Raw genomic sequence first — 11545 nt, forward strand, 5'->3', positions numbered from 1 at the left:
TGCTTAATCGTGTGAAAAATGTGCCATTTTCTTTCGGTAGTACGAGAAAACACGGGCTCTGGATATAAAGCCAATGTATTTTCCCTGGTCGATAACAGCCAGGTTATATCTGCCGCTTGATTCAAACTTCTCAACAACCTGTTCCATCGAGTCTGTCGTTGAAATGGAATGCTCCGGCAAATACATTAAGTGGCTCACATGAACTTTATCGTAAAGCTCCTGCCTGAAAATCAAATGCCGTATATCATCCATTTTAACCATACCTTTCAAATATCCATCCTCATCGACTATCGGAAATAAGTTTCGGTGAGCTTTGGAAATTGCCTCCGTCAAATCTCCTAGAGTTGAATCAGGACGAAGAACAACAAAATCTGTTTCTATCAGTTTTTTAACCTCCATCATACGAATGACATACAAATCCTTGTCATGCGTCATCAGCTCTTTTCGTTTCGCTAACTGAATATGGTAAACCGAATTCGAAGTAAAAGCTTTTACAGTGAGGTATGCAAAGGTAGCCACAATCATTAAAGGAACAAAGAGTTTATAGCCTCCAGAAATATCTGCGATGAGGAAAATGCCTGTCAAAGGAGCATGTAAAACACCTGCAATCAAGCCTGACATCCCAATCAAGGCAAAATTATTTGTGCTAAGCTGCTTCAATCCAAACATATTGAAGAATTGTGCAAACAACATCCCTGCATTAACTCCCATAAAAAGTGTTGGAGCAAAAATTCCGCCGATCCCACCACTTCCAAAGGTCAGCGATGTTGCAACAATTTTTAGCATGATAACTGCTCCAAGCAATAAATAAATACTCCAATAATGCTCTTGCAGCCCATAAAAAACTGAATTATCATACAAATAACTCAAGTCTCCTTCCAAACACATATTAATCGCCTCATATCCCTCGCCATAAAGTGATGGGAAGAAAAATAGCAGTACTCCCAACCCAAGGCCACCTATAGCCAGACGAACTCGTTTACGCTTAACTCCCTCAAATAGCTTTTCAATGGACAAATACATTTTGGTGAAGTAAGCAGAAACCAACCCAGCAAAAATACCAAGCAAAATATAGTATGGAAGGTCATTCAGTTCGAATGTTGTTTCTACGGTAAATGGATACAAAACATCCTGTCCCATGAAAAAATAGGAAGTTAACACAGCAGACGATGAGGCCAGTAACAATGGAACCAGACTAAAGGTAGTTAGGTCAATCATGATTACCTCAACGGCAAAAACAATAGCCGCAATGGGCGCTTTAAAAATAGCAGCCATTGCTCCGGCCGAAGCACATGCCAACATCAGAATGGTATTACGATAACTCAAGCGAAGAGCTCTTGATATGCGGGATCCATAGGCAGCACCAGTGGCTACTGTAGGTCCCTCTAAGCCCACTGAGCCACCAAAACCAACTGTAAAAGCAGAGGTTAAAACTGAAGAAAATAAATTGTGACTACTTAATTCGCCCTGACGCATCGAAAGACTGTGAAGAACATTGGGGATACCATGCCGTACCGGGCTTTTTATAATGTAAGTGATAATAAGTACTGTTATAAGAATTCCAATGGTTGGAAGAATAAAATAGATGTAGTTTTCTACATCCTCTGCCCGTGTAGCTGTTTGTACCAGTTTTTGGGTCAGCCATACCGCATTTTTAATAAGCGTTGCAGCAATTCCCGCGATTATGCCAACAACAACACTCAAAATCACCACAAACCGGCGTTCGCTCAAATGCCGTAAACGCCAGCGGTGAAAACGAACAATTAACGGCAGTTTATTTTCCATTTGCAGGCAAAAGTAATAAAAGGCTACCGAAATCTAGATTGAAACTATTTTTTCTTTTTAAAAATACCTTTTATCGTTTCCCATATCTTCTTTTTCTCCTTTCTCTTTTCTGGATCTCGCATTTCTTCAAGCTTCTTATCTTTTGATTTTCCGGCAAATATGCGCTCAATTAAGTTATCTTCTTTATCCAATTCAAACAGCTCACGATAAGGCGGAATGTTTAAATCAGCAAGTAATTGGTTATTCAATGCGGGGAAGTCAGCATATTGCATTTTCCGATAACGAGAATCTCGATATAATTTGTGAAAAAACTTACCCACGATAGGAAGAGCCATATAAGCTCCCTGTCCATAACGAATAGAACGGAAGTGTACGCCTGGATCAGCTGCACCAACCCAACATCCGGTAACTAACTGAGGTGTTAATCCGACGAACCAACCATCTGAATGATTCTGTGTTGTTCCAGTTTTACCTGCAAAGTCTCCTTGGACTTTGTAAACCGACCGAATAGATCGACCAGTTCCATCGTTGATTACCGATTCCATCATATGGGTTATAATGTTACAGTTTAACTCATTCAAGCCTGTTAAATGAGCTGCTTCCCTCGTGAAAGTTTCGAGCACATTACCCTGACTATCAGTTATAGATACCAAGTAATTTGGTTCTAGCCGAATTCCTCCATTAATCATGGTAGCATAAGCCATCAATAAATCTTTCAAGCTCATTGAAGCAACCCCTAAAGCCAGTGATGGAAATTCCGGCAAGTCTGCTTCAATTCCTAAACGACGACAAGTTTCAATAGTTTCGTCAATTCCAGTTTGTACCATCACGTCAACAGCAACAGTATTTAGCGACTGAGCCAAAGCTCCTTCCATCGAATAAAAGCCTTTGTACTCGCCATGTGAGTTACTGGGCGACCAGTCCTGATAATCCTCGTAAACTTTTTTCTCGTTTGGATAATAATCAAAAGGACTCAAGCCATTTTCCAGAGCAGCCAAGTACACAAATGGTTTAAATGTTGATCCAACCTGTCGGGCTGAAAGAACATGGTCGTATTTGAAAAAACGAAAGTCGATTCCCCCAACCCAAGCTTTCAGAGCACCCGATGATGGTTCAACAGCAAGGAAACCAGCATTTAGAAACCGTAAGTAGTGTTTCACAGAATCCAGCGGAGTTGTTTCAACCTGTTTTAGCCCTTCTCTTGTCAACCAAGTCGTTTTTATTGACTGTTTAAAGGCAGCATCAATCTGTTCAGGAGTCTTTCCAGCCTTGCGCATCTTTTGGTATCGCTCTGACCGCTTGATCGCCCGATCCAAAATAGAAGCATCCCTTCGCCAAGGATCAGCGTTCTTCCAATGATCATCGAAGACCTTTTGCAAATTATTCATGTATTCTTTGACCGATTGCTGGGCAAAGAACTGCATATCATAGTTAATCGTTGTCTTAACCTTCAATCCGTCCGTATATAAATTATAGGGTTCGCCATCTTCTTTTGTGTGATGGGCGCACCACTCCATCAGCTCTGGCTTTAACATCTCCAGGAAGTATGGAGCTGGACCTTCATTGTAAGAAATCTTCCGATATTTGAGTCCAAGCGGCTTTGCCTGAAAAACATCGCCCTCAGCTTCAGTCATGAAATTATTAGCCACCATCTGACCAATAACCACATTCCGTCGTTGCTTCGATTTTTCAGGATTTATCCTTGGATTGTAAGTATAGTTTGCTTTTAGCATCCCAACTAAAACGGCTGCTTCATCAACCGTCAAATCACGCGGACTTTTACTAAAAAAACGCTCTGACGCAACCTCGATTCCAAAAATATTTTCACCAAAAGGAACAGTATTCAAATACAATGTCAGAATTTCCTCCTTCGTATAAATTCGCTCTAAACGGTAGGCAATAATTGCCTCACGAAGTTTATTCACCGGCATACTGAATACCCATAAATCATTTCGAGGAAAAAGATTTTTAGCAATTTGCTGGCTCAAGGTACTTCCACCGCCAGCGCTCCGATCTTGCATCAAAATCGTTTTAAACAGAACACGCATCAATGCTATTTCATCAATTCCCCGATGTTCGTAGAAACGAGCATCCTCTGTTGCAATCAACGCATTAATAACATTGGGAGAAATCTCATCAAATTGCACATTGCTTCTATTCTCAATATAATATCGCCCAAGTAACTTTCCATCTTCAGAGAACACCTCACTTGCCAAAGGATTCTTGATTTCATTAAGTTGCTTTGAACTTGGAACATGCCCCGTGAATCCCAGATAAACAGCCATGAAAAACAAAAAGAACAAGATTAATCCAACAGCTGACAACTGCAGAAGAATCATCCAAATGCTACGTTGCTTCCCGGTTTTCTTGCGTTTCTTCTTCTTACTTACCGGTTTCTTTTTGGCTGGTTTGCTCTTTACTTTATTGATTGGGGCAGTTCTTTTTGTTGGCATTCAATTATATTTTAATGCAAAATTAGATAAATAAAACGATACAAATACCTCAATACATATATCCATTAAAAAACTTTTTAGTTCATAAGTTTGTCTTAAAATTAGAACGGCTATAAACAAAAATTGAGCTGGAGTTTAATTGAATTTGAATCAAATTAGAAAAAGAATGAAAGTTGGATTAACAGGGGCTAATGGCTACATTGGACAAAACATCAACCATGCACTTCGTCTCATGGGAGTTGAAGTTATTGCGATTGACCGTCACTTGCTGTATGGCCATCACCTAAAACTAGCTAAGGAGCTTGCCAATACACATACAATAATTAATTTAGCTGGAGCGCCGATCTTAAAACGTTGGACTAAGAAAAATAAAACAATCATTTATAATAGCCGAGTTTCAACCACACGAAACCTTTGCAAAGCTATAAATGCCTTACCTCGCGAGAAGCGGCCAACAAATTTCATTTCAGCATCTGCCATTGGCATATACCGACCAGCCATTCGCCACGACGAAACCAGCTCTAAATATGCCAATCATTTTGCAGCTCGGGTTATTGATGACTGGGAAGATACATTAGCAGAGTTGCCAGATACTGTCCGGAAAACAATCTTTCGAATTGGCGTTGTGCTTGGTAAAGATTCACAGTTCATTCAGCAAGTGCTCCCCGTCTTTAAATTAGGACTAGGAGGAAAGTTAGGGTCTGGATCGCAAGCCTTTCCCTTCATCCACATCGACGACTTGGTAAGCGCTTTCACCCAAGCAATAACCGATGATTCATTTTTTGGAATTTACAATTTAGTTGCCCCGCAACAAATTAATAATAAAGACCTAACAAAAGCATTAGGAAAACAGCTTAATCGTCCGACACTAATTCCTGTTCCCGGGTTCTTGCTCCATTTCATTTTTGGGCAGGCATCAACGCTCATTTTAGAAAATCCGGTGGTCATTCCCCGAAGGCTAAAAAATAAAGGGTTTAATTTTCAACACCCAACAATTGAAAACTGTCTTGAGAATATTCTTTCAAACAACTGACAAACAGCTACAAATAAATCAAAATGCAATGAGCAATAAAACTTAAACAGTTTCTTACTTTTGATTCAAAATATTTAGTTACTTCGGGCACTCAATTTTTACTCTTAAATCAGAAACTATGAACTACATAAAAGCTTCATTCAAAATATCATCAGATAACGAAACCAATCGTGAAATTTTGATGGCATATCTTGCTCAACTTGACTTTGAAAGCTTTGATGATTCTGGCGACGAATTTTTAGCCTTTTTCAGAACCGGAGCAGTCTCCGAACAAGATATTGAACAATCACTGGCAGCTCTCCCTTTCCAGGCCAAATTCTCATTGGAAGAAATGCCTGACGTCAATTGGAATGAAGAATGGGAGAAAAACTATTTTCAGCCTTTACTGATCAATAACCAGGTTCTTATTAGAGCGCCATTTCATAAAGAATTTCCAGAAGCCCAATACGAAATTGTGATTGAGCCCAATATGGCTTTCGGAACGGGAAACCATGAAACAACAAGCCTAATGATGCAACATCTGTCAGACCTCAACCTCAAAGATTGTGATATTCTGGATATGGGCTGTGGCACTGGAATTTTAGGGATTTACGCGTCAATGCTCGGAGCCAAAACGGTTACAGCAATTGATATTGACAGTTGGTCTTTTGAAGCAACCATCGAAAATTCGAGGTTAAATCAAGTAAATAACCTTGAAGCTTTTATTGGAGACGCACAGCTTTTAGGAAATAAGCAGTTTGATATTGTTTTAGCCAATATCCAAAAAAACATCATTTTACAAGATATAGAAAAGTATATCTCGGTTTTAAATGATGAAGGGATGCTCATTGTAAGTGGCTTTTATCAACAAGACTTGGAAGACATTATGGGTAAAGCAGCTGAATTGGGGCTAAGAAAACTGGAAATAAAAGAACAAAACAAATGGATAGCATGTGCATTCCAGAAATAAACTTTTTAAAGAAAGAGGTTAGCAACTAACCCCACGAGAATAGCGATCGTAAAACTGATGAATGTGCCAATCAAAACATATTCGGAAAGAATGCGGGCGCTATTTTCAGTTTTAACCGATATACGGAGAATTGACTTTGCAGCAATTAAAAACCCAATAGCCTGAAACTGCGCAGCCAATACAAAAGTTAAAACCAAGATACGTTCCAAAATACCAATCCACTTACCTGCATTCTGCAAACTTGGCCCCATCTCATCACTTATTTGATTTTGCCACCCTTGTGTAGCTAAGTTAATAATGATCATTGAAGGCCAAATAATAAAGCAGTAAGCCGACGCAACAACCAGTACTTCTTTACTAGAAAGCAATTCACCTAAACCCTCAATCCATTGGTTAGCTCCTCCCCCAACCAACATGGCAACCCCAATAATTGAAATAATATGTAAAAATTGGTCAGCTATAAACCACAGTAAGTTGTTCGCTTTCAGAGATCGGAAATAAATTTTCAGTAAATCAATCAGATAATGAAGAACGAAAATAAAAACGGGGATTTGCCAAACAAAAAAATCAATTGTAAGAATTGTCGATACTCCAGTAACAACTAAAATATGAAGTAGTAGTTTAAAAGACCGAATTCCTTTCTCATTTTTATCTTTCACCCAAGAGTTAGGCTGCAACAAAAAATCAGCAATCAAATGAGCGAGTAAAAGTCGAAGAACTAATATCATTCGTTTTATAGTTTGCTTAATACATCAATAAAACGGGTATTTACCTTTTCAATTAACGACCAATTGGCCAACTGAATACGATTACTTACCGAAGGCTGAGATAATCCTAAGCTTTCTGCAATTTCAATTTGCTTATACCCCTGAACAAGATAATAAATAACTTCGGCCTGCGCCAAGGTCCAGTGTTTAAAAAGATGGTCAAGGAAAGCACAGGTTAACGCAAACTCCTGATTGTAGTTATCATTTGGGGTTGTAATAATAAAAGTTTGTTTTTTTTGCTTCATCTGATCTAAGGCTCTTCCTGAAAGAACAAAGGGTTCTTCCATCGTTTTTCCAATATTGGATGGAATATTCTGGACAGAACCAACGGCTAATGAAATGCGAGCATCAATAGAGGCCTGGCCTTCACCATCTTTCAACCCCAGTTCCATTCTCTTAAAATAGGCTTTCAGATAAACTGCTCTCAAAAACGAATCCTCTACCTCTTCCGTCATAATCTGGAAACTATCTCCTCGACTAGCAAGCAAAGGCTCTCCTTTACGTACAAGGTAGTTTGCCGCAGGCTCCTCTAACACATGCATTGTATTCAGAAATGCTGCCTCTTCAAACTTAGAAGAGTTAATGATGTCTGCCGATATAACTGCAATCTTTCTCACACTCAAATATAGTTATTTTAATCTATTTAAACAACAAATAGATCAAATAATCTATAAATTAATAACATTGACTATTTAAACTATTAAATTTAGTTCTTTCAAACTCTAGTACTTCCAAGTCCTTTACCTGATCACCATTAACAACAAACCGCACTGCTGTACACACTTTGTGAAATCCCTTATTCCCTGCTGCTCCCGGATTTATATGAAGGCATTTTATTTTTTTGTCATAAATCACTTTCAAAATATGAGAATGTCCCGAAATAAAAAGCTGCGGCGGATTGCTATAAAGGCGTTTGCGAATACGGGCTTCATAGCGGCCTGGATATCCTCCAATATGAGTCATCAAAATATCTACTCCTTCGCATGAAAATCTTAAATCCTCGGGAAACATGGTGCGCAACATATGATCATCAATATTGCCATAAACCGCTTTTAATGGTTTTATTGCCGATAGTTCATCTGCTAACTCTACAGTTCCAATATCTCCTGCATGCCATATTTCATCAACATTTTCAAAAAAACGAATGACTCGCTTACTTAGGGTTCCGTGGGTATCAGATAACAATCCAATTTTCTTCATCAACGAATTTTTATTAGTATCTAATGCTCAAAAATAGGGTAATTTTAACTGAATAATTGTTTCTTTATACCGAACTTTTAAAATCATTGAAGGTTTTAAATTATTGACCTAAATAGAAATTTATCTGAAGGAATTTTCCATAGAGATGAAATTCAATCGTGGAAAAAAATAGAGATTGAATCTCACAATAATCTCTCAACATGAAAATCTCTTCGGAAGTATTTGAAAATCTACAATTAAATCAAATGAAACGAGTTGTAATTGTTCGCCATGCGAAAGCTGTGCCCTATGGCTATGACGAGGATTTTAACAGAAAGCTCAGAGATCGGGGAAAAAACGATGCCAATCAGATCAGTTCCAAATTGGTAGAAGATGGCATCAAAGCTGACCTCATTATTTCGAGTCCAGCCAAAAGGGCTTTTAAAACAGCAAAAATATATGCCAAGAATTTTAAATATCCGGTAAACACAATCCAAACAGAAGAAGAATTGTACGAAGGAATGACCACCCAGGAGTTTGTTGATCTCCTGCGTGAAATACCTGAAGAGATTCAAACGGTTTTTGTGTTTGGGCACAATCCGTTGGTTTATCACCTAACCAATAACTTGGTAAAACTCTTCAACAGCGATATGCCAACATGTTCTACTGTTGGACTCGACTTTGATGTTAGCAGCTGGAAAGACGTATCAGCCCGAGGCGGAGATTTAGCCTTCCACCTGATGCCGAGAATGTTTAAATAGGCAAAAAACTTTTCAAATTAGATAGAATCCCCGTTATTTGAATTTGAATCACGGGGATTCTTATATTTACAGCACTAAAGCTCAAATAGAAAAAACATGCAGCTCTTTTTTACTCCTGATATTACAGGAACTCAATATACTTTGAATGAAACTGAATCAAAACATGCCATTCGGGTTTTGAGGTTGAGTATTGATGATCAAATACAACTTGTTGATGGAAAAGGCAATTTTTTTGAGGCCAAAATTATTGATGCTCATCCCAAAAGGTGCACCATCGAAGTAATCTCTAAGCAAACAGCTTTTAATCAGCGAAACCACTATTTACACATCGCTGTGGCTCCTACCAAAAATATCGATCGTTTTGAATGGTTTTTAGAGAAGGCTACGGAAATTGGAATTGACGAGATAACTCCCATTCTATGTGACCATTCAGAACGGAAGGTCATCAAAAATGAGAGGCTCGAGAAAGTGATCGTTTCAGCCATGAAACAGTCCATAAAGGCTTATCTCCCCAAGTTAAATCCACTCACTCCTTTTCAAACAGTTGTTAGTGCTGCGACCGAAAAAGCAAAGTTCATTGCACATTGCTACGAACAAGACAAACGAGAACTTAAGAATGAACTAGCAAACAGTGACTCCCATCTAATCTTAATTGGGCCTGAAGGTGATTTTTCTCCTGAAGAGGTAAAGGCAGCAATAGCAAACCAATTTACCCCCGTAAGTCTCGGAGAAAGCCGGCTTCGTACTGAAACTGCGGCCGTCGTTGCCTGTCATACCGTCAATTTACTCAAGGCTGAATAAAACATATTTTATTTAGATTAAATCCAGATAAATTATTTCCCGAAGTCTTTCTTTTTCATCAAGACTCATCTATTTTTGCTTTCTTTCAAAAAAACAGAAAACATGAACCGTACATTAAAAGAATATTTACTAGTTACTTTAAAAGGAATGGGAATGGGAGCTGCCGATGTCGTTCCTGGAGTTTCAGGGGGTACAATAGCCTTCATCACCGGAATTTACAAGGAACTAATCGACTCGATCAAATCTGTAAATCTTCATTCAATAAAGCTTCTACTGACAGGAAAATTAAAAGAGTTTTGGAGTGCAGTAAATGGCAATTTTCTTCTTGCAGTTGTTCTAGGAATCGGTATTAGTGTTCTTTCACTTGCTAAAGGGCTCGAGTACCTGCTAAACCACCACCCAATCCTCATTTGGTCTTTTTTCTTTGGGTTGATTGTAGCCTCTGCAATTTATGTCGGGAAAGATATTTCGAGCTGGAAGATCGGCACAATTTTATCGATGATTGCCGGAATCGTCATTGCCTACTTCATCACGACAATTACACCAGCCGAAGCTCACAGCAGCTATCTTTTTGTTTTTCTATCAGGCTCAATTGCCATTTGTGCAATGATTCTTCCAGGCATCTCCGGAAGCTTCATCCTCGTACTTTTAGGCATGTACAAATTTATACTGGGAGCTATTTCAAGCTTTAACCTACCTGTTATAGGAACTTTCTTGATAGGAGCAGCCATCGGCATTGTATTATTCTCTAATTTGCTAAGCTGGCTCTTAAAGCGCTTTTACAATCTAACCATTGCCTTACTAGCCGGCTTCATGATTGGATCATTAAACAAAGTGTGGCCATGGAAAGAAACCGTTGAAACTTTTGTTGATCGCCATGGTGAAGTAAAGCCACTTATCGAGGAAAATATTTTACCTACGACCTACCAAGCGCTTACCGGCCATGAGCCTTACATATTAGCCGCTGCAGGCCTTGCAGTACTTGGTTTTGCATTAATTTTCATTATTGAAGGACTTTCAAAGAAACTAAGCTAACCATTCTCAATGCAACTAAAACACATCATCATATGAAAACATTTGGATTAATCGGATATCGGTTGGGATACTCATTCTCAAAAGGTTTTTTTACAGATAAGTTTGAGAAAGAAGGATTAACCGATTATGAATATGTAAACTTCGAACTCGATTCCATCAGTGAATTTCCTGAAATATTTAAGAAGAACAATCACATTGCAGGACTCAACTGTACCATCCCATATAAACAGCAAATCATGTCTTACCTAGATGAGATTGATGAAGAAGCGAAGCAAGTTGGAGCCATCAATACGGTAAAGGTCATTCGCACAGGCGAACAAGTGCAGTTAAAAGGATTCAATACGGATATTTATGGTTTTGAGAACTCCCTAATGCCCATGCTTACTGAAAAGCACAAAAAAGCACTGATCCTGGGAACAGGGGGAGCATCAAAGGCAATCAAACACATCCTAAACAAAAACGGAATTAGTTATTTATCTGCTTCGATTGAAGAAGAATTAGCAGATCAAGAAATTAGATACGAACAAATTGATGAGTCCGTTTTAAAAGAGCATCTTATCATCATCAATGCGACACCACTAGGAACTTTTCCGAAGGTAGACACCTGCCCTTCGATTCCTTACGAATCGATTACAGCCGACCATGTTCTATTCGATCTGGTTTATAATCCAGAACAAACCCTGTTTTTAAAGAAAGGACATGAGCAAGGGGCCGCAACTAAAAACGGGTTGGAAATGCTCCACCTACAAGCTATTAAAGCTTGGGAAATTTGGAACTCGTAA

General features: G+C 38.7%; 11 protein-coding genes. 6 read left to right on the forward strand and 5 right to left on the reverse strand.

Features of this window, described 5'->3' with window-relative positions:
• Positions 1–3: 3 nt before the first annotated feature.
• Both BM156_RS16320 and BM156_RS16325 read right to left on the reverse strand, forming a co-directional pair.
• Positions 4–1785, reverse strand: coding sequence for a chloride channel protein (locus BM156_RS16320; protein WP_093920966.1), 1782 nt, complete (start codon positions 1783–1785; stop codon positions 4–6).
• Positions 1786–1829: 44 nt separating this feature from the next.
• Positions 1830–4238: a penicillin-binding protein 1A gene (locus BM156_RS16325; RefSeq protein ID WP_093920967.1), complete on the reverse strand. Its 2409-nt coding sequence runs from the start codon at positions 4236–4238 to the stop codon at positions 1830–1832.
• 166 nt (positions 4239–4404) lie between these two features.
• Between BM156_RS16325 and BM156_RS16330 the strand changes: the two genes are divergently transcribed.
• Both BM156_RS16330 and prmA read left to right on the forward strand, forming a co-directional pair.
• Positions 4405–5271 (forward strand): TIGR01777 family oxidoreductase, encoded by an 867-nt coding sequence (locus BM156_RS16330; RefSeq protein ID WP_093920968.1) that lies wholly within the window; start codon positions 4405–4407, stop codon positions 5269–5271.
• 118 nt (positions 5272–5389) lie between these two features.
• Positions 5390–6220: a 50S ribosomal protein L11 methyltransferase gene (gene prmA / locus BM156_RS16335; RefSeq protein ID WP_093920969.1), complete on the forward strand. Its 831-nt coding sequence runs from the start codon at positions 5390–5392 to the stop codon at positions 6218–6220.
• Positions 6221–6225: 5 nt separating this feature from the next.
• On the opposite strand, the gene BM156_RS16340 is transcribed toward prmA, so the two are convergent.
• From BM156_RS16340 to BM156_RS16350, 3 genes are read right to left on the reverse strand one after another with little or no spacing between them, the layout of a single operon-like run.
• On the reverse strand, positions 6226–6948 hold the full coding sequence (locus tag BM156_RS16340; RefSeq protein WP_093920970.1) for a DUF3307 domain-containing protein: 723 nt from the start codon (positions 6946–6948) through the stop codon (positions 6226–6228).
• 5 nt (positions 6949–6953) lie between these two features.
• Positions 6954–7604 (reverse strand): sugar-binding transcriptional regulator, encoded by a 651-nt coding sequence (locus BM156_RS16345; RefSeq protein ID WP_139218315.1) that lies wholly within the window; start codon positions 7602–7604, stop codon positions 6954–6956.
• A gap of 58 nt (positions 7605–7662) precedes the next feature.
• Entirely contained in the window at positions 7663–8187 is a 525-nt protein-coding gene (locus BM156_RS16350) for a metallophosphoesterase family protein (protein WP_093920972.1), read from the reverse strand.
• Positions 8188–8432: 245 nt separating this feature from the next.
• Here BM156_RS16350 and BM156_RS16355 point away from each other — a divergent pair, with 245 nt between their 5' ends.
• The 4 genes from BM156_RS16355 (at position 8433) to BM156_RS16370 (ending at position 11545) form a co-directional block, all read left to right on the forward strand.
• A complete protein-coding gene (locus tag BM156_RS16355; RefSeq protein WP_170846988.1) occupies positions 8433–8927 on the forward strand; it encodes a SixA phosphatase family protein in 495 nt (164 codons plus the stop codon).
• A 96-nt stretch (positions 8928–9023) separates the two neighbouring features.
• Positions 9024–9728, forward strand: coding sequence for a 16S rRNA (uracil(1498)-N(3))-methyltransferase (locus BM156_RS16360; protein ID WP_093920974.1), 705 nt, complete (start codon positions 9024–9026; stop codon positions 9726–9728).
• 102 nt (positions 9729–9830) lie between these two features.
• Positions 9831–10763 (forward strand): polyprenyl-phosphate transporter, encoded by a 933-nt coding sequence (locus BM156_RS16365; RefSeq protein WP_093920975.1) that lies wholly within the window; start codon positions 9831–9833, stop codon positions 10761–10763.
• A 32-nt stretch (positions 10764–10795) separates the two neighbouring features.
• A complete protein-coding gene (locus tag BM156_RS16370) occupies positions 10796–11545 on the forward strand; it encodes a shikimate dehydrogenase family protein (RefSeq protein ID WP_093920976.1) in 750 nt (249 codons plus the stop codon).

Origin of the sequence: Sunxiuqinia elliptica, assembly GCF_900113005.1 — a bacterium.
Lineage (GTDB): Bacteria > Bacteroidota > Bacteroidia > Bacteroidales > Prolixibacteraceae > Sunxiuqinia > Sunxiuqinia elliptica.

Excerpts from the sequence above, each read along its gene's own strand:
- BM156_RS16365 (WP_093920975.1), top strand. The coding sequence starts at position 9,831 with ATGAACCGTACATTAAAAGAATATTTACTAGTTACTTTAAAAGGAATG.
- BM156_RS16355 (WP_170846988.1), top strand. The coding sequence starts at position 8,433 with ATGAAACGAGTTGTAATTGTTCGCCATGCGAAAGCTGTGCCCTATGGC.
- BM156_RS16370 (WP_093920976.1), top strand. The coding sequence starts at position 10,796 with ATGAAAACATTTGGATTAATCGGATATCGGTTGGGATACTCATTCTCA.
- BM156_RS16330 (WP_093920968.1), top strand. The coding sequence starts at position 4,405 with ATGAAAGTTGGATTAACAGGGGCTAATGGCTACATTGGACAAAACATC.
- BM156_RS16350 (WP_093920972.1), bottom strand. The coding sequence starts at position 8,187 with ATGAAGAAAATTGGATTGTTATCTGATACCCACGGAACCCTAAGTAAG.
- BM156_RS16325 (WP_093920967.1), bottom strand. The coding sequence starts at position 4,238 with ATGCCAACAAAAAGAACTGCCCCAATCAATAAAGTAAAGAGCAAACCA.
- prmA (WP_093920969.1), top strand. The coding sequence starts at position 5,390 with ATGAACTACATAAAAGCTTCATTCAAAATATCATCAGATAACGAAACC.
- BM156_RS16320 (WP_093920966.1), bottom strand. The coding sequence starts at position 1,785 with ATGGAAAATAAACTGCCGTTAATTGTTCGTTTTCACCGCTGGCGTTTA.
- BM156_RS16340 (WP_093920970.1), bottom strand. The coding sequence starts at position 6,948 with ATGATATTAGTTCTTCGACTTTTACTCGCTCATTTGATTGCTGATTTT.
- BM156_RS16360 (WP_093920974.1), top strand. The coding sequence starts at position 9,024 with ATGCAGCTCTTTTTTACTCCTGATATTACAGGAACTCAATATACTTTG.